Source organism: Verrucomicrobiota bacterium (assembly GCA_019247695.1).
Classification (GTDB): Bacteria; Verrucomicrobiota; Verrucomicrobiia; order Chthoniobacterales; family JAFAMB01; genus JAFBAP01.
In genome coordinates, this window is the sequence record JAFBAP010000084.1 from 106,142 (window position 1) to 125,138 (window position 18,997).

The following is an 18,997-nucleotide window of genomic DNA, read 5'->3' on the forward strand; positions in this document are numbered from 1 at the left end:
TGTCGCCTGGGGAAGTGACCTGAGGCGCCCATCAGTGAAGCCCGAGCCGAAGCTGTCCCGCTTTTTTTTGTTGGCCGTTTGCCTACGCCCGTGGAAAGGGTAAAAGGGATGCACAGTCACCGGATTTCATCGGGCGCCCTGAGTGAGAGTGACGTTGTCTCCGGTCGCGGTCGATCTCCACACCACCTCATGTTTCCACGCATCCCTTTTCACCGGGTTAATTGGCTCATCAGTTCGTTCCTGATCGGCACACTGCTGCTCTCGCTGACCGCTGTACCCGCCTATATCTGGCGGTTCGGCATCGACGGGTTCCAGATCGCACTTTTCTTCGCGATGTTCTTGGCGTGCGGCTTTTCCATCACGCTCGGATACCACCGGCTCTTTTCCCACCTGGCTTTCCAAGCCCACTGGGCCGTGCGGTTCTTCACCCTCATCTTTGGGGCAGCCGCCTTTGAGAACTCGGCGTTGCTGTGGGCCTGCGAGCACCGCAGCCACCACAAGCACGTCGATGACGACGAGCAGGACCCCTATTGCATTTCCAAAGGTCTTTTTCACGCCCACATCGGCTGGCTCCTGTTCAAGCTGGATCCACCCCCGCCATTCGACAATGTGGCTGATTTACAAAAGGATCCCCTGGTGCGCTGGCAGCATCGTCACATCCATTGGATCGCTGCGTCGGTCGGCTTCGTCTTCCCCGCCGTTCTTGGATTTGCATGGGGCGGCTGGGTTTCAGCGCTGGGCGGATTTCTGATCGGGGGCGTGGCGCGCGTGGTGGCGCTTCAGCACTGCACGTTCTGCATCAATTCGCTATGCCATTACCTCGGTACACGCCCATATTCCTCGCGCTGCAGCGCGCGTGACTCCTGGGTGATGGCCCTCGTAACGCTTGGCGAGGGCTACCACAACTACCACCACGAATTTCAACACGACTACCGCAACGGGGTGAAACCTTGGCAGTTTGATCCCACCAAATGGCTCATCTGGATGTTGTCGAGATTCGGATTGGCTCGCAAGTTGCGCCGGGTACCCGAGGAAAAGATCGCCTTGGCGGAGTTGGCTGAAGCTCAGAAGCGCCTCCAGGAACGACTCACCCATCCCGAGCTGAGTAAGGGTGCGGCCACGCAACTTTCCGGTGCTTACCACCGGCTCCAGGCTGCGGCTCAACGCTGGCGGGAGCAGTCCAAAGTTGAAGGGGCTGCCGCGGTTTCCTTGCGGATTGCAGACCTGCGGCGTGAGATCCGGATCGCGACGGCCGCTTTCCGGGGCACCTACTCCCGCGGGGGCGCCTGAAAAAGGCTGTTGAACTGCTCAGCCAGTTGGTTAAGAGCGGCAGGCCGGGATTGGCCTTTGTTCCGGAGGGACGGCTGATCGTAGGCAGGTAAAAGCTCGTGCCGGCGGTCCATTTGTCCCGCTGACAACGAAACGATTATCCGCCGCCCTGGTGCGGTAACTGCGATAACTTTGCGGCCATCCCAGGCAGGTTACGCCGCTCCTCCTGGGGCCGTTCGTCCATGCCCGTCACCTCTTGGTCAGCATCCGCAACGGACAGGGTGTCGATCAGGAAATTTTCGAATTGCTGGCGGTGCAAATCCGTCCACTCGCGGCGAGCCTCTTCCCAGGAGAGCTTGCGCCCTTTTTCTCCTTCGATCCATTTGTACTTCCGGATCTCCTCTTTGATCAGGTAGGTGATCCGGTAAAACGGATCGGAATACATCATCGGCGGAATTTGAACGTGTTCCTCAGTGTCTAAGATGTGGCGCATGGTAATTCGGTTGAACACGGGGGCGCGGCAACGAGCGAATTTTCCATTTTCGGCTCGAAAGTCCAGGCATTTCCAAACTTCCCCGGCGCCGGCGCACGTCAAAACGAACCCTTCAAGGCAAGCTCGATTTATCGAGGACCGGGCCCGTCCGCTCCTGGCCGGAACGCCGTGATCGACCTTTTTGGCGCCCGCGGCCTGCGGGGTATGTGCTGGTCCGCCTTGCCGCTGTCCCCGGAACTGGTTATCTTTGGTGTCTGCCGGTTTTCCTCCACCTCAACATTCCGACCCCCCGCCATGCGCAAAAAAATTCTCAGTGCACTCTTGGTGTTCTTGTCGGCGGTTCAGGCTTTTGCCTGGACCGACGGCGAATTGCTCGTCTGGATCAGCGATAACCGCGGGTATCACGCTTTAGGTGAGCTCGGTAAAAAGTTCGAAAACGACATCGGGGCCTCCGTCAAGGTGGAGACCCAGGAGGACATCACCAATAAGTTTCAGTCGGCTGCCCAGAGCGGTAAAGGTCCCGACATCTTTTTCTGGGCGCACGACCGGATCGGTGAATGGGCTGACGCGGGTCTGATCCGGCCTTTGGAGGTAAAGGACGATTTCAAGGCGAGCTTCGTCCCGATGTCCTGGGACGCGGTCACTCACAAAAGCCAAATCTGGGGTTACCCGGTTGCCCTTGAGGCAGTTTCCTTGATCTACAATAAAAAGTACGTCACGGGGAATCCGCCGGCCCAGCTCTCGGCGCTCGCCGATTTCAACAAAGAGCTTAAGGCCAAGTATCCGAAGGTGATCGCGATGATGTGGGACTACGATACCCCTTACTTCAGCTGGCCGTTCCTGGCCAGCGCCGGAGCTTATCCGTTCAAGAAAATTTCGGGCGGCTACGACGTCAAGGACACCGGGGTTGATACCCCTGCCGCTCTGCAAGGGCTGCAAGCCATCGTTGATCTGATCAAGGGCGGTATCATGCCGAAGGGATCGACGCAGTCCATCATGGAGCAGAAAATGGGAACCGGTGAGCTGGCCCTCATGATCAATGGGCCGTGGTGCTGGGCCGACCTCCGCAAGAGCGGCGTAGACTTCAACGTCGCGCCCGTGCCCGGGGTGGGCGGGAACCCGGGCCGGCCATTCGTCGGCGTTTTCTCGGCCATGGTCAACCGGTCGAGTCCGAACACTGACCTGGCGGTTCAGTTTCTGGAAAAATACGTCTGCACCGCGGAGGGCCTGAAAGCCATTGATGCCGACGCGCCGCTCGGGGTTCCGGCGGTGAAATCCCTGGCGGATGCCATGGCGGCCAAAGATCCTTTCATCAAGATCACGTACGAGAACTGCCAAAACGGCGTCGTGATGCCGAACATCCCGCAGATGGGTAAGTTCTGGAGTGCGATGCAGGCCGCCTTCGAGATCGCTACCAACGGCGGGGCCACTCCCGAGGTGGCGTTGAGGGACGCCAAGAAAAACCTGGCCGATTCTCTCGCCCGGTAGACCTTGAGCCAGCTGAGTCGATGAGCATCAGCCCAGGGCGCAGCCACTCCTTTATGAAGTCGCGAGCTTAAATGAAACCGATGGAAACGTTATCGTGAAGACGGGCTTGCCGATCCGCTACATCCTCACCGGGCTGCTGGCCCTGGCCGGGCTCTACCTGGCCTTCGTTCTCTACCGAACCGGGAACGTCCTGATTGCCGTCGTCGCGCTCGTGGTCGCCTGCCTGGGCGTATTCATTTACCTGAACCCCTCCGCTACCACGTTCAGGTACCTGTTCCCGGGCTTCATCGGCTTTGGCCTCTTCGTTCTTTTGCCCCTCGTTTACACGATTTACATCGGGTTTACCAAATACAGCTCGCAGAATCTGCTCCTTTTCGACCGCAGCGCTGCGTTGTTCCGCAACGAAACGTATACGCTGCCGAACGCCGTCTCGTACAAGTACCGTTTGTACACTCAGGACGACGGTACCTACGCGTTGTACCTGGAAGACGATAAAGATCCTGGACGCCGCTTTGCCTCGGAATCGTTCGACCTCGTGACCGGTCCCAAAGCCGAACCCGAGCCCGAACCTGTAAGGCTCAATCCTTTGCCGGCCGGCGCCCAGGCTCAGGGCAAACCGCTGACGATGGTGCAAATCAACCGTGCGAAGTTGCTGCCGCCCCTGCGAAAACGGACCTTTGTCCTGCCCGACGACACGCTCATCGGCATGGGCGGGCTGACCAATTTCACCGCGCGAGAACGGCTTTGGAAGCAAAACCCGGATAATTCGCTCACCAACCAAAAGGATGGAACCGTCATCCGCCCCGATTTCAAACAGGGTTTCTTCGTCAATGACAAGGGTGAAAGGGTCGGCGTCGGCTTCCGGACGTTCAGCGGGTTTGAAAATTACACCCGCATTTTCACCGATCCCCGAATCGCTGCCCCGTTTGTCAGGATCTTTCTTTGGACCCTGGCGTTTTCGGCGATGTCGGCCTTCCTGACGTTTGTCACCGGCATGCTGCTGGCGGTCATTCTCGAACAGAAAGACCTCCGGTTCCGGAAAGTTTACCGGACCCTTTTTATCCTGCCCTACGCGGTCCCGGGCGTTCTCTCGATCCTGATCCTGAAAGGGTTGTTCAACCAGGAATTTGGCGCGATCAATGAATTGCTCCGGGGAATTTTCGGCTTCGCACCGGCGTGGGAGACCAATCCATGGGGCGCCCGGGCTATGATTCTGCTGGTGAACCTTTGGCTCGGCTACCCGTACATGATGCTGATCTGCACCGGCATGCTGCAGTCCATCCCGTCAGGCATTTACGAAGCGAGCGCCATTGATGGTAGCAACCCGAGGATCGACTTTTTCAAGCTGACGCTGCCCCTGGTGTTGCCGCCGATGATCCCTATCCTGATCTCCACGTTCGCGTTCAATTTTAACAACTTCAACCTGATCTACCTGCTGACCGCCGGGGGGCCCCAAATGGTCGGCGGGTCGGCAGGAGAAACCGACCTGCTAGTAACTTACACCTACAATATTGCCTTCCGCGATTCCGGCACGAACTACGGCTTGGCCGCCGCAATCGCCACCCTCCTCTTCATCCTGGTCGGGGCTCTGGCCTGGGTGAACCTCAGGATGACCCGACGCCAGGTGAAAATATGAAAAGGATCACTCCCGAACCGCAAACGCCGGCTGCAAACCGGGAACCGGTTGCACCCCAACTGCAAGAACCGGCCGGAGCAGGGGAAGCATCAGCTGTTCCCGCACCAACCGCCGCGCGCGGAAAGCTCAAACCGGAACAGAAATCCATAATCCGGCACGTGGTTTCCCACGTGATCCTGATCAGCTTGCTGGTGCTGGTCCTCGTGCCCTACATCATGGTGGTTTCAGCTTCCTTCCGCCGCGGCAATTACGCCCCGAGCGGATTGTTCCCCGACAAGGTCAGCCTGGAACATTGGAAGTACGTCCTGGGCATCCCTTATCAGGAAATTGCCAATCCGGCTACCGGCGAAACCCACGTGGTCCAGGCCGAAACCCCGCCGCTACTCTGGTTCTGGAACTCCATCAAAGTGTCGTCGATCGCGTCTGCCGCCATCATTCTGCTGTCGGGAACGGCGGCTTACGCCTTCGCCCGGCTTAAATTCAAATTCAAGTCGGTCACCTTAAGTTCCTTGCTGATCCTGCAAATGTTTCCCATGGTGCTCGCGTTGGTCGCCATTTATTCCATCCTCGATTTCCTGGGTCAATACGTCCGGTGGCTGGGCCTCAACACCCAACCGGGTCTGATCCTGGTCTACCTCGGTGGCATTTCAGGTTATATCTGGATGATCAAAGGCTACTTCGAGACGATCCCGGAAAGCATGGAGGAATCGGCTCGTATCGATGGCGCCTCTCAGTTTCAGACGTTCATGCGGATCCTGCTGCCGATGAGTCTGCCCATTTTTGCGGTGGTCTTTATCCTGTCATTTATCGCGTTCATGTCGGAATACCCCGTGGCCTCGATCGTCCTGCAGGCGCGCAGTAACTGGACCTTGGCAGTCGGGGCCAATTCCTTCCTGGCGGAGCACGAAAAGCTCTGGGGCCGGTTTTCGGCTCTGGCTGTCCTGAGCGGCCTGCCTATCACCGTGATGTTCCTGCTGTGCCAGAAGTTTATCGTCGGCGGTTTAACGTCCGGCGGCGCCAAGGAATGAACGGGGCCTTTCCAAGCGGCATCAAGAAACATCCCGAAAGAACGCAACGTCTTCTACTACCATTTAGACCGTTGTCTTGGTCGAATTCCGGCGGGATTTCAGCCCCGAAAGGGCAGTTTCCTAGGGTAAACCCTGGGTTTCCGCTAAGTTCTCACGGCCCGTTGGGCCTGAAACCGTGGTAGGGGCGCGGAGCGTCCGGCAGCACCCCCTCCGCCGGAATTCCGCCCGAATAACCGTCTACATGGTATAGCTCCATTCCCCGGCCCGGGATCGCTTGGCATGATGATCATACAGGACCCCTTTCTCGCGGCCGGCTCGCAGGTTGGGCGCGATCATTCATCGTACGCGTTGAATTGCCGGCCTGCTCTCCGGTTGCACTCCTGGATCCATGGAGAAACGGCTACTAGGTAATTCCGGACTTGAAGTGCCGGTGGTCGGCATGGGTACCTGGCGAACCTTCAACGTGCGCGGCTCCGCACCGGAATCTAATGCCTGCGCGGTGGTCGACCACGCGTTGGCGGTCCGGGCAAACTTTTTTGATTCGTCTCCGATGTACGGGGAAGCGGAACGTGTGTTGGGGAGGGCACTTGAGGGGCGAAGAGACGCGGCCATCGTGGCCACAAAGGTCTGGGCGGGCTCACCCGCGGAAGGCCGCGCGCAGATCAAGCGGGCTATGCTGTTTTTTGGCGGACGCATCGATCTCTACCAAATCCATAATCTGGTGAGTTGGCGCGATCACCTGCCGGTCTTGGAAAAACTGAAAGAGTCAGGGCAAGTCGCTGCCATCGGGGCAACGCATTACAGCGCGGGCGCATTCGGTGACCTCGCCGGCGTGATGCGGACCGGGCGCATCACTGCCGTCCAGATTCCCTACAATCCGGTGCAGCGCGAGGTGGAGTCAACAATCCTCCCCTTGGCGGCCGAGCTCGGGCTGGGTGTGGTGGTCATGCGGCCCTTCGGTGAGGGTGCCCTGATGCGACGGGTTCCGCCCGAGACCGACCTCAAACCCTTAGCCGCTTTCGGCGTGAGGTCCTGGCCGCAGGCATTGCTCAAATGGATTCTGAGTGACCCCAGGTGTCACGTGGCGATCCCTGCAACCTTGAACCCCGGTCGCATGGACGAAAATGCAGGCGCGGGGAGCCCCCCCTGGTTCGGGCCGGATGAAAGGGCCTACGTTTCCCGACTGAGCGGACGGATCTGACGTGGAGCGCTCGCCGCAGCCGCCCAGGCCTGCTCGTCTGCCTTGAGGATGCTATATTGTCCCTATTCAGACCGGTTCGAGACTGGATTCTGGCGTGGGCATGACGATTCCGGGCCTCCGGTAGGTCAAGGGGATGCAGGAAGCGCAAAAGGTTGCTTAAGCGATTTTTCGACGTAATATGGTCGCTTGATGCCGCGCTCGAAGCACTCCTGGTAGTCGAGGGTGGCTCCCCCCAGGATTCCAAGTTGGCTTTCATGAGCAAGACCGGCAGCGTGGCGACTCCCGCCACGAGCGCCCCGGGGGGGGAGCCGGTGCCACGCGTCTGCTTCGACCGGTTACGTTACAAACAGTTAGCCAACCATCCACCCGGTGAGATTAGACATGATTAAGAAAAGTACCCGCGGCAAGGCGTTGCTGGCGGTTATGACGGGCATCGCCTTGATCGGTGCCGCGCACGCAGACACCAAGAAGATGCGCATCGCGTTCTCCAACAACTATGCCGGCAATTCCTGGCGGCAAGCCATGTTGAAGAGCTATGACATCGTGACCAAAAAAGCGGTTGCTGACGGGATCGTAGCCGCTGCCGACGTGTTTACTACGGCCGACAAGGAAGTGCCGACCCAGGCGGCGCAGATCCAGAACCTGATCCTTCAAGGCTATAACGCAATCGTTATTAACGCGTCCTCACCGGACGCCTTGAACGGCGCCATCAAGCAGGCGTGCGACGCCGGCATCGTGGTTGTCTCTTTCGATGGAATCGTCACCGAGCCGTGCGCCTGGCGCGTGGTCGTCGACTTCAAAGACTACGGCACCCAGGAAGTTGAACACCTTGCGAAATGGCTCCCGAAAGGCGGCAACCTCCTGGAGATACGTGGCCTTGCCGGCACGTCGATCGACGACGCGATCCACAGCGGGATCGCGGAAGGCGTCCGCAAGCACCCGGAATTCAAGATCGTCAGCAGCGTCGAGGGCGACTGGGACCAGACCACTGCGCAGAAGGCCGTAGCGACCGTCCTGCCCTCCCTCGCTGAAATCGTCGGCGTGGTCGACCAGGGCGGTGACGGGTACGGGGCCGCGCAGGCCTTCACCGCAGCCAAGCGCAGGCTGCCGATCATCATCATGGGCAATCGTCAGGATGAACTCGAATGGTGGAAGGATCAGAAGCAGAAGAACGGCTACACGACGTGGTCGGCCTCCATTGCACCCGGCGTCTCGACGCTCGCATTCTGGATCGCGCAGCAGATCCTTGACGGACGCAAGGACATTCCGCATGACCTGGTCGTGCCTTACCTCGCCTTTGATCAGGATAACTTCGAGGCCGCCCTGGCCAACATTCCGGCCGGGGGCGTTGCCAGCCACGAATACACAGTAGAGGAGGCCAAAAAGGCGATCGAATCCAACACGAACAAGACGGCCGACAAGACGGCGGACGCGAGCGCGAGTAAGTGACGGCGCCTGCCCCGTCGCCCAGCGGCGTCCTTGGAGCCCGGTTGAATTAGTTCCCGTGTCTCATGCCTCCGGTAACCACGAACATCGTCAGGTTGGACGGCGTCGAAAAGCACTTCGGCGCCGTGCGAGCGCTTGCGCAGGTTGATTTCTCCGTCGACAACGGCGAGTGCGTCGGGCTCGTGGGCCATAACGGGGCCGGCAAATCGACGCTCATGCACGTCCTGGCCGGTACGCTCACGCCCGACCGTGGGCAGATCATCGTCCGGGGTGAGGCGCGCCAAGGGTATACGGTGGTCATGGCGCAAAAGCTGGGTATCCGGTGCGTATTTCAGGAATTATCGCTTTGCCCCAACTTGAGCGTGGCTGAGAACGCGCGGGTCTTTCACCCCGGCATCACCGGTTGGGGCTGGCGCAGACGAGCCGGCAACCTCATTCGCGGCAAACTTGACGAGATGTTTCCAGGCCACGGCATCGCTCCCGATGCGCTCGTCGGCGAGATGCCGATCGGCAAACGCCAGATGGTCGAAGTGGCGCGCGCGTTCACGGTCACCAAGGCTCCGCTGCACCTCGTCATCCTGGACGAACCGACCTCGTCGCTCGACAGCCATACCGCCGGGCAACTGCTTGCCTACGTGCGGCGGGTGGTGGCGAGCGGCGTGAGCTGCATCCTGATCTCGCATCTCCTGCGCGAAATCCTCGATTATTCCGACCGGATCGTGGTGATGCGTGACGGCGCGGTCGTCACTTCCGGACGCGCATCCGGTTTCAACCGCGACAGTTTAGTGATCGCCATGGGCGGGGCTGCGGCCGGCCCGGCGCGGCCGGAGGAGGCCGCCGCCAGCCTGCGGCGCACGACCCCGGTGCGAGTCCGCGCACGGCCGGCGACCCAGCGCGACGGCAGGGAACTCGTCGCCCACGAGGGCGAGATTATCGGGCTCGCCGGTCTTGCCGGGCATGGCCAGACCGAGTTGTTGATACGCATATTCAGCGGCGCGTCTCGTCGTTTACCCGGCGCCGAGGTGACCGCGCCCGTGGCGCTCATCGCCGGTGACCGGCAGACCGACGGGGTCTTTCCGCTCTGGTCGATTGCTGAAAATATCGGCATTCGTTCGATCGCGGCGCTGCGCAAGGGCCTGCTGATCTCTTCCCGGCTTGAGGAAGGCTTTGCCGAGCGCTGGCAGAAGCGCATCAAAATTCGTACCCCCGACCTGCGTAACAACATCTTGTCGCTCTCCGGCGGGAACCAACAGAAGGCGTTGTTTGCCCGGGCGCTCGGTTCCGAAGCGAAGATCGTGCTCATGGACGACCCCATGCGCGGCGTCGATATCGGCACCAAGCTCGAGGTTTACGACCTTATCCGCGCCGAGGCGGAGGCCGGCCGCACATTCCTCTGGTACACCAGTGAAGCGGATGAACTGAAGAATTGTGACCACGTCTATGTGTTCCGCAGTGGCCGGATCATTGCGGACCTGCATCGTAACGAACTTAGCGAGGAGCGCGTCATCCAATCCTCCTTCCAGGAGGTCACCTGATCATGGCTTCCGTTGCCGCCCCACGTGCCCCACGGGTCACTTCCAGCCGTTTCCGGGTGCCGCGCCGGTTTCTGCGGGCGGCCCTGCCGGGCCTTTCACTCGCGCTCGTCATCCTCGCCATCGGCAAACTTAACCCGCGTGCAGTCAGCTATTTCGGGCTTAACCTGATGCTCAACCTGGGCATTCCGGTGGCGCTCGCCACCATCGCCCAGATGTTCGTCATCACCGTGAACGACCTTGATCTTTCGATCGGGACGTTCGTCAGCTTCGTGGGCTGCGTCACCGCGACGTGGCTCCGCGACGCGCCGCTCCTTGGCGTTGCCGTCCTTCTCGGGGGCGTCGCCGTGTATGCGTTCCTCGGCGCAGTGATCCACCTGCGAAACGTTCCGTCGATCGTGGTAACGCTCGGCATGTTTTTCGTCTGGCAAGGCCTGGCCATCCTGGTCCTGCCCAAGCCCGGCGGCAAGGCGCCCGTCTGGCTGCATGACTTGATGAATTTCCGTACCCCGTATGTGCCGTTTCCCATCGTGGCAGCCATCGTGATCGGGGTCGTTGTTCACGCCGGGCTGATGCGAGGTTCGTACGGGGCGATCCTGCGCGGCTCCGGCGGCAACCCGAACGCGATCGGCCGGGCCGGATGGTCGTTGCTGAAGATCAAGGTCATCATGTTCGCGCTGGCCGGCGTATTCGGGGTCCTCTCCGGACTGGCGTTGATCGGCCTGACCACGTCGGCCGACGCCAACATCGGCAAAGGTTACACCCTGCTTTCGATCGCGGGCGTTATCCTGGGCGGCGGCGAGTTCGTCGGCGGGCACACGTCGCCGATCGGTGCGGTCATCGGCGCCCTGACGCTGACGCTCGCCGGTTCACTCCTCAACTTCATGCGGATCTCGCCCGATTGGCAGGTCGGCGCACAGGGCGCGATCCTGATCATCGTCCTCGCCGCACGCGCCCTCATCAACCAGACCGGCGGGAGGGCGCCGTGAAGTTAAGGGGAAACGGCAACTTTCTGGCGCGGCCATGGATCTGGTCCTACCTGGGTGCCTTGCTGGTTTGGCTTGCGGCCATCGCCTTCACGCGCGGTTATGGGGCCGGCGGCATGATCACGGCAGCGCTCGCACTTGCCGTCTTCTGCGTAATCACCGGCGTCGCTCAAATGTTCGTCATCACCCTCGGACCGGGTAACGTCGATTTGTCGTTGCCGGCTAATATCGGGCTGGCGAGCGCGGTTGCCATGAAGGTGATGCATGGCTCCGATTCGATGATTGCCGCCGGTCTGCTCGCGGCGCTTGGCTCCGGCTTTAGCATCGGCATCGCCAACTACCTTCTGATCCGGCTGTTGCGAATCCCCCCCATCATCGCGACCCTTTCGGCGAGCTTTATCGTCCAGTCTGCCGGTATTGCGTACGGTCGCGGCTTGCAGATCAAGCCGCCACCCGGTTTTGCCGCGATTACTACTGCTCAACTCGCAGGAATGCCCTTGATGGCAATCGGCACGGTCATCTTCACCGTCGGGGCCGGAATCCTGTTGCACCGGACGATCTACGGCCGGTCGGTCCTCGCCATCGGGCAGAACCCGCGTGCCGCCTGGCTCGCCGGAATCGCGGTTGAACGGGTCCGGTGCGCAACTTATGTCCTGAGCGGAGCGCTCGGCGGGATCTGCGGAGCACTGCTGGCCGGCTATTTCAGGGGATCGTCGCTGGAGATCGGCGACGAATACCTGCTCGCCTCGATCGCGTGCGTCGTGATCGGCGGAACTTCGGTTAGCGGGGGCAAGGCCAATGTGCCCGGGTTATGGGGGGCGGCCCTCTTCCTGGTGCTCCTGCTCACCATGCTTAATACTTTCGGTGTAAGCGCCGGCATACGTCTGCTGGTCACCGGATTCGTCATCATCGCCGTGATCGTCATCGCCGGCGGCCAGAAGCCGCTGAGGTGAAAACTCAGTCCTCCGGAACGGCGCGACCCTTGCGAATCAACATGCCCATAAAGATCACCCACCTGACCGCCCACGACATTCGTTTTCCAACCTCGCGCACCCTCCAGGGATCTGACGCGATGAACCCTGCCCCCGATTATTCCGCAGCCTACGTCATCCTCTATACCGATGCGCCGCAGGGCTATTCCGGCCACGGATTGACCTTCACAATCGGCCGCGGAAACGAAATCTGCGTAGGGGCCGCGAGACTGCTCGCCCCCCTCGTTGTCGGCGCGACGCTGGAGGAGATCGTGGCTGATATGGGCGCGTTCTGGCGTCACCTCACCGCGGGCGACAGCCAACTGCGTTGGATCGGTCCGGAAAAGGGCGCCATTCACCTCGCAACTGCCGCCATCATCAATGGTTTATGGGATTTGTGGGCGAAGGCGGCGGGCAAACCGGTGTGGAAACTCTTGGTTGACCTGAGCCCGCAGGAATTGGTGCGCTGCCTGGATTTTACTTATGTCACCGATGCGCTGACGCCTGGTGAAGCCCTCGCGATGCTCGAGCGCAACGCGGCGGCCAAATCCGAACGCGAACGTGAAATGGAGACCCGGGGTTACCCTGCCTACACCACCGCCGCGGGCTGGCTTGGTTATTCTGACGACAAGATGCGCCACTTGGCGCGGGAAGGGGTGGCGGCGGGTTGGACGCATTTCAAACAGAAGGTCGGCGGTGACATCGAAGCCGATATCAGGCGCGCCCGCATCCTGCGTGAAGAGATCGGCTGGGAACGGAAGCTCATGATGGACGCCAACCAGGTCTGGAATATCGATCAAGCCGTCAGCAGCATGGGCCGGCTTGCGGAATTTAAACCGTGGTGGATCGAAGAGCCCACCAGCCCGGATGACATCCTGGGCCACGCCGCCATTCGTAAACAGATCGCGCCGATTGGTGTGGCGACCGGCGAGCAATGCCATAACCGGGTGATGTTCAAGCAACTGCTCCAGGCGGAAGCCATTGACTTTTGTCAGATCGACAATGCACGCCTCGGCGGCCTGAACGAGGTCATCGTCGTGTTGTTGATGGCGGCGAAGTTCGGCGTGCCGGTTTGCCCGCACGCCGGCGGCGTCGGCCTCTGCGAATACGCCCAGCACGTCTCCATCTTCGACTACATTTGCGTGTCGGCGTCGCTCCAGAATCGCGTGCTCGAATACGTCGATCACCTGCACGAGCATTTCTTTGATCCGGTCGTCATCAGCAAGGGGCGTTACATGCCACCACAGAACGCCGGCTACAGCGTCACCATGCGGCCCGAAACGCTTGAGCAATTCGAGTTTCCTGCCGGACCCGCCTGGAGGTAGTCGGCGCATTGGTACTCGGTTGTATTTTGCTCTGGAGATCGATCCCCGCTTTGTCGGCACCCGCGGGAATTTGTAGTCAATGGACCTAACTAACTCGCGCTGCAACTTCGCCTGGAGTCTCGGTGTGGATCAAACTGCTTTTCCCAACTCATGCGGAAAGAGGGAATGAATCTTTCAATTTCTGAGCGGTGGGTAGGTGAATGGTCAAAAGTTCGTGCGCATGCGATCGAGAACAACGTTCTGAATATGCGGGTCCCGGCACCAGTTATGCGAACGAATCTTCGCCCGGCTACTTACACCTGTTCTCAGGACGGTTGAGCTGTCGTTGCCCCGGAGGGATCGCCGGGACAAAAATAGCTCAACAAACTTGAAAACCGGTGTAGCAGGAATTTTGGGCAACAGGCTTCAGGCGCGCACAACAACGGGCGACAGAGAATGGACGCGTCATCTCTGAGAAACGATACTCACAAAGAAGAGCGGATGAAGACGCCGATTCCTACCGGCGCAATACAGGCTCCCTTCCGAGATTCAAACCGTACAACTACCTGGTTGGCAGTGGACTCTAGGAAGACGTTGTGCTAAGAAGATGGTGTGCGCTGATCTGCAGCGTCATTTAGACTGCCGGCACCAAACGTCGCCTCCGGACCAAAGGTTTCCGGGGCACTGGGAAGTTCTGGAGTCCAATGAATCAAAGAATCGATCGAAGCCGTAACTTCTTCACGGACCTCCTTCCGCACGCCATTGCACAGTGTCACAGCCGGTTCTGGTCTGGCTTAAGGGCTAAAGCCAGGTCGTTCCTTGGGTTAGTGGACCCATCCCCAGCAAACCAGGGTCGGCCGATGCGCATTTGCATGGTTACGTACTCCTACTACGAAAGCGACAACCGCGTGATTCGCTACGCAGAATCATTGGTGCAACGGGGGGATACGGTGGAGGTGCTTGCGCTGCGCCGCAGTCCGGAGACGGCGAAGGAAGAGGTCGTTTGCGGGGTCAAAGTGTTCAGGATCCAAGATCGGCTTGGGAAACGAGAGCAGTCGGGTTCATCGTTCCTGTGGCCGCTATTTCGCTTTTTGGCGGTATCTTCGTGGTGGGTCATGCGCCGCCACCAGCGCCAACGGTATGACTTGCTGCACTTGCACAACCTTCCCGACTTCATCGTCTTTGCAGGGTGGTATCCAAAGCTCACGGGCGCCAAACTCATTCTGGATATTCACGATATCGTGCCCGAGTTCTTTGCAAGCAAGTTCGCGTTGTCCAGCGATTCTACGCTGGTACAGTGGCTGAAACTGGTGGAAAAGGCTTCAGCGGCGTTTGCTGATTACGTCATTCTCTCCAATCATTTGTGGCTGGAGAAATTCATTGCGAGGTCCGCAGAAAAGGAAAAATGCTCGGTCGTTATCAATCACGTGGACGCTGCCATCTTCCGAACTCGACCAACCTACGGACGCGGTAACCTCAAGAATCCCGTGGTGTTGTTTCCCGGCGGCCTTCAGTGGCATCAGGGACTGGATATCGCCATTCGCGCATTTGCGAACTTTCGTTCGCGAATTCCAGAGGCGGAATTTCACATCTACGGAGACGGTATTATGAAGGCTCAACTCGTGGAGTTAGTAAACCGCCTCGATTTGCAAAACTCCGTTCGCTTTTTTGAGCCGGTGAGCCTCCGCGAGATCGCTGCGGTGATGGCCAAGGCCGACCTGGGTATTGTACCCAAGCGCGCGGATTCCTTCGGTAATGAAGCGTATAGCACGAAGATCATGGAATTCATGTCCGTAGGCGTGCCTTTGGTGGTGGCGGGCACAAAGGTTGACCGCTACTATTTCAATGACTCGGTCGTACGATTCTTTGAGCCAGGAAACGTCAACGCTTTGAGCGAAGCGATGTATGCCGTTTTGAGCGATTTCGATTCGCGGTGCGGAATGATCCACCGGGCATCCGAGTATGCGGTGCGCAATAGCTGGGCTAGCCGCAAGGCTGAATATCTTACGCTCGTCGATGCGCTTTGCGAACGCAACACCCTGCGCGATCGATTGGTCCTTCGATCCCCGGCCGGGGCGAGTCTAACCCCGCCTCGCGCAGTCGCAGCCGCGAGTTCCCGGCAAAGTTCAATTTCAACCGCGATGACTAACGAGAGATAGCGATACTCACAGCGCACATCTCCGACTACCCCGAGATCGTCGCCGTCGATGCATCCTTCTAACCATCTAAACTTGGGCAATGCGTACCGTGCGCCTTGATCGATGGCTGACGCTACGCTTGGCTCATCCCTTGCAGCGAGCGGATTTGGCGCGCACCATGGGCCGCCCTTTACCGATCTTGATGTATCACAGTATCTCCGATGATCTCGAGGACGGGATCCTTGCGTATTACCGCCTGGCGACCAGTCCGCGCTGCTTTGCGCAACAAATGGATTGGTTGGCTGAACTGGGGTACGTGGGCGTGGCGCTGGAAGGTTTGCTGGCACACCCACAGGAAAATACGCAGGGCAGGCGCCCCGTCGCGATAACGTTTGACGATGGGCTAAGCGACTTTTATACGACCGCCTGGCCTACGCTCCAGAAGCGGGGTTATGGTGCGACCATGTACCTGCCGACGGCATTTGTTAGCAGTCACAGAAAAAGATGGAGAGGCAAGGCATGCCTAACCTGGAATGAGGTGCGCGAAATGCGCGCGCACGGGATTCAGTTCGGATCGCATACCTTGACTCATCCGGTCCTTTATGGTTTGCCGTTGCGTGAGATCGGGCGCGAGTTGACCGCATCAAAACAATCCCTTGAGCAGGAACTGGGAGAGGAAATCACAAGCTTCGCGTACCCGTATGCCTTCCCGCAAGAAGACCGGCGTTTTGCCGCGGCGATCAGGGCTCTGTTGAGCGAACGGCGTTACCGAACTTGCGTCACTACGATGGTAGGTCGATCGAAGATAAATGATGATCTTTTTTCCCTAAGACGCCTGCCGATTAACTCGTGCGACGATAAACAGCTGTTGAGAGCGAAGTTGGAAGGCGCCTACGACTGGGTGGGTTCTGCGCAGCATGCCTTCCGGTGGCTCAAGGGGTGGATGAATCAGGGACGTCGCCGGCGAAACGTCGACTGGTAAATACCCAAAAACGGGGCGCTCCGCAGCCGATTCATAAATCAGACGGCTCCCGCCGTCGACGTGTGCGGCGATCGCTGTCGCGTTACGCAGCTTGCGCTTGTCTCGATGGGCGGGTGGGGAATTCCCCGTCGCCTATCGCAATCGGTCCCGCGTTCCTTCGTTGACGTTTTATCCGGAGATGGCCGACGGGTCGGTTAGCAAAATAACGCCCGCCGGGTCAACAGGATTTCTCAACTCTGAGAAGTTTAGAAGCCTCATAGTTTTCGGATTCTGCCGGACATTAGCATCAGCTGAACGGCAAACGACGGTTGCCGATCATCGAGCACTTCCGTAAAAGACCTATTACGGTAAGTTTAACCTGGGGCGGCCTCTCCGCCTGAGCGCGCTATAAGCATTGTAATGTTGTTCCCGATTTTTCCATCCCAGTGCACCGCCGGCCGAATCCGAGGGCCAGGAAGGTACGTCCAAGCACAGGCACGGTAAGAACGCCATGGAAGCTGGGGACGGCACAACGGGGCGATCGAAACGATTCATCCGGATTGGCGAGGTAAGCCGGTTCAGTGAACTGGTCAGTGCCGGCCAACCCCTGCCCGTCGATGCGAATGGGACCGGCGAGGACAAACTGTCCGCCAAACAGGATCCTAAAGAGAAGCGGTTGGCTCAGATAGGCGTGTTTCGGGAGCGTGGCATCATCAGTGAGGAGTCTTTCCGCGCTCAGCGGCGGATGCAAGGGGATGGTTCCAGCCCGTCGATTGAAGCTTCCAACCCAGCCCCGGTGGTCCCCGGTCGCAAGAACCGCTGGCGGCGGATCGCGCTGGGCGTCGTCCTGCTGAACATCGCCGGACTGGGAGTGGCCGGATTCGGCGTCTTACAAGCGTTTCACCGCGGTGACGGCGCAGCTGCCACCACGGTTGGCACGCCGGCCGCTATGAAGGTTACCCCACTTCAAGACCCTGTTTATGCGCTCGGCAAGGCCTTTCGCCTCGGGCCATACACTTACACCGTCACCGGTCACCAGACTACCGCGACGCTCGACGAGGGCCGGTTCAGTCCCGTGAGCGCCAACCCGGGCGATGAGTACTTCGTTGTAACCTTCTCGGTCCGCAACGACTCCGTCAAGCCCCGCGTCTTCTCGATCGATGGTTTCAAACTTCAAGACGCCAACGGCGCACTCTATGCAGCCTGCAGCCAAGGCGCCGCAGTCCCGCGGACGGAGCTCACCAAGGGCGACCTGCTGCTGACAGAAATTCAGCCGGCTGCCACGAAAATGTTGGCTGCTGCCTTCGAGGTCCCGGCTGCCTCCCTGGCGCCCCCGTTAAAGCTGCTCTTGTTCGAGCGGGACCTTTTGGGCACTCACGAAGCCACCGTCTACCTGCCCTAGGAGTTGCTCACTGCCGGGCCGAAGCCCGCCGCGGCCGAGCACATCGTCCAGCAAAACCGGCCCCCACGGCGGACGGCGCCTCGGGTGAATCCTCCCGTACCGATGGACCGCCGACCGGCCGGTCAGGGCGTTTCTCGGGTTGGCGGTGCGTTACGGCCGCGCTTGACAAGCGAACGTCGCGGTGCTCAATATAACCGGACGGTTAATTAACCATTTGGTTTAATACCCCATGCCCCACGATCGCCTCAGCCACACCTTCGCCGCCCTGGCCGATCCCACCCGGCGTGCCATCCTTGCGCGGCTCGCCGCAGGTAAAACCTCGGTAAAGGAACTCGCTGCCCCTTTCGAAATGAGTCTTCCGGCCATTTCCAAGCACCTCAAAGTGCTGGAGCGCAGCGGCCTCATCGCACGCGGACGAGAGGCCCAGTCGCGCCCCTGCCGGCTCGAGGCTGAACCGCTCAAGGAAGCCGTGGACTGGCTCGAACGTTACCGGCGCTTCTGGGAAGAGGGCCTCGACCGCCTGGATAACTACCTGCGGGAATTGCAAGCAAAGGAAAAAAGCTCACCACCAAAACCACCAGCACGCAAACCGACACACCAGTATGACCGCAAAGGAAGAAAATAACCCCACTCAGCAACGTGACGACCGGGTTCTCGTGCTCACGCGCGTCTTTGACGCGCCGCGAAGCCTCGTTTTTGAAGCATGGACGACCAAAGAACATCTTGATCAATGGTGCGCACCGCGCGGGTTCACCATCCCCTGGTCAGAGGGCGACTTGCGACCGGGCGGTCCCTGGCGATCCTGTCTGCGCGCCCCCGACGGAACCGAGTACCGCCTCCGCGGAACTTACCGGGAAATCGTCCGGGATGAACTGCTGGTCTTTACCCATGCCTGGGAAGAAGACGACGGTACGCTGAGCCCTGAGACCATCGTGACCGTGCGGTTCGCGGAAGAAAACGGAAAGACCCGGCTGACGTTCGAACAGGGACCATTCAGGTCGGTCGAAGCGCGCGATGGCCATCAGGGCGGCTGGACCGAATGCCTGGAACGCCTCGCGGAGCACGTCGCAAATCTCCAGACCAGGTCCGCATCCTAGCTGGAGGGAGCAAAGCGGCGGTTCTCGAAGACGGGAAAGCACCTG

16 protein-coding genes are annotated in these 18,997 nt (G+C 59.7%); 15 read left to right on the forward strand and 1 reads right to left on the reverse strand.

From position 1 onward, the window contains the following. Positions 1-189 precede the first annotated feature (189 nt). A complete protein-coding gene (locus JO015_09210) occupies positions 190-1,290 on the forward strand; it encodes a fatty acid desaturase (protein ID MBV9999279.1) in 1,101 nt (366 codons plus the stop codon). A 136-nt stretch (positions 1,291-1,426) separates the two neighbouring features. Here JO015_09210 and JO015_09215 read toward each other — a convergent pair whose 3' ends face one another. Further along, the gene (locus JO015_09215; GenBank protein ID MBV9999280.1) at positions 1,427-1,762 is read right to left on the reverse strand and encodes a hypothetical protein; all 336 of its coding nucleotides are present in this window, start codon (positions 1,760-1,762) and stop codon (positions 1,427-1,429) included. Between the two features lie 294 nt (positions 1,763-2,056). Between JO015_09215 and malE the strand changes: the two genes are divergently transcribed. The 14 genes from malE to JO015_09285 all read left to right on the forward strand — a co-directional run bounded on the left by malE (position 2,057) and on the right by JO015_09285 (position 18,952). Continuing rightward, entirely contained in the window at positions 2,057-3,250 is a 1,194-nt protein-coding gene (gene malE, locus JO015_09220) for a maltose/maltodextrin ABC transporter substrate-binding protein MalE (GenBank protein ID MBV9999281.1), read from the forward strand. A gap of 94 nt (positions 3,251-3,344) precedes the next feature. Next, on the forward strand, positions 3,345-4,886 hold the full coding sequence (malF, locus tag JO015_09225; protein ID MBV9999282.1) for a maltose ABC transporter permease MalF: 1,542 nt from the start codon (positions 3,345-3,347) through the stop codon (positions 4,884-4,886). After that, positions 4,883-5,914, forward strand: coding sequence for a maltose ABC transporter permease MalG (gene malG / locus JO015_09230; protein ID MBV9999283.1), 1,032 nt, complete (start codon positions 4,883-4,885; stop codon positions 5,912-5,914). The genes malF and malG overlap by 4 nt, the downstream gene beginning before the upstream one ends. 388 nt (positions 5,915-6,302) lie before the next feature. Further along, positions 6,303-7,115: an aldo/keto reductase gene (locus JO015_09235; GenBank protein MBV9999284.1), complete on the forward strand. Its 813-nt coding sequence runs from the start codon at positions 6,303-6,305 to the stop codon at positions 7,113-7,115. A gap of 423 nt (positions 7,116-7,538) precedes the next feature. Beyond that, a complete protein-coding gene (locus JO015_09240; protein ID MBV9999285.1) occupies positions 7,539-8,564 on the forward strand; it encodes an ABC transporter substrate-binding protein in 1,026 nt (341 codons plus the stop codon). A gap of 62 nt (positions 8,565-8,626) precedes the next feature. Next, positions 8,627-10,096, forward strand: a complete 1,470-nt coding sequence (locus JO015_09245; GenBank protein ID MBV9999286.1) for a sugar ABC transporter ATP-binding protein — start codon at positions 8,627-8,629, stop codon at positions 10,094-10,096. A 2-nt stretch (positions 10,097-10,098) separates the two neighbouring features. Then, the gene (locus JO015_09250) at positions 10,099-11,082 is read left to right on the forward strand and encodes an ABC transporter permease (GenBank protein MBV9999287.1); all 984 of its coding nucleotides are present in this window, start codon (positions 10,099-10,101) and stop codon (positions 11,080-11,082) included. Between the two features lie 113 nt (positions 11,083-11,195). Beyond that, positions 11,196-12,032 carry an ABC transporter permease gene (locus JO015_09255; GenBank protein ID MBV9999288.1) on the forward strand — a complete coding sequence of 279 codons (837 nt, stop codon included), beginning with the start codon at positions 11,196-11,198 and terminating at the stop codon, positions 12,030-12,032. Positions 12,033-12,073: 41 nt separating this feature from the next. Next, positions 12,074-13,375: an L-fuconate dehydratase gene (locus JO015_09260; protein MBV9999289.1), complete on the forward strand. Its 1,302-nt coding sequence runs from the start codon at positions 12,074-12,076 to the stop codon at positions 13,373-13,375. Between the two features lie 839 nt (positions 13,376-14,214). Further along, positions 14,215-15,513, forward strand: coding sequence for a glycosyltransferase family 4 protein (locus tag JO015_09265; protein ID MBV9999290.1), 1,299 nt, complete (start codon positions 14,215-14,217; stop codon positions 15,511-15,513). 79 nt (positions 15,514-15,592) lie between these two features. Continuing rightward, a complete protein-coding gene (locus tag JO015_09270; protein ID MBV9999291.1) occupies positions 15,593-16,474 on the forward strand; it encodes a polysaccharide deacetylase family protein in 882 nt (293 codons plus the stop codon). Between the two features lie 490 nt (positions 16,475-16,964). Then, on the forward strand, positions 16,965-17,855 hold the full coding sequence (locus tag JO015_09275) for a DUF4352 domain-containing protein (protein ID MBV9999292.1): 891 nt from the start codon (positions 16,965-16,967) through the stop codon (positions 17,853-17,855). Between the two features lie 229 nt (positions 17,856-18,084). After that, the gene (locus JO015_09280; GenBank protein ID MBV9999293.1) at positions 18,085-18,480 is read left to right on the forward strand and encodes a helix-turn-helix transcriptional regulator; all 396 of its coding nucleotides are present in this window, start codon (positions 18,085-18,087) and stop codon (positions 18,478-18,480) included. Beyond that, complete coding sequence (locus JO015_09285; protein ID MBV9999294.1) at positions 18,458-18,952, forward strand: SRPBCC domain-containing protein; 495 nt, start codon at positions 18,458-18,460, stop codon at positions 18,950-18,952. The genes JO015_09280 and JO015_09285 overlap by 23 nt, the downstream gene beginning before the upstream one ends. Positions 18,953-18,997 lie beyond the last annotated feature (45 nt).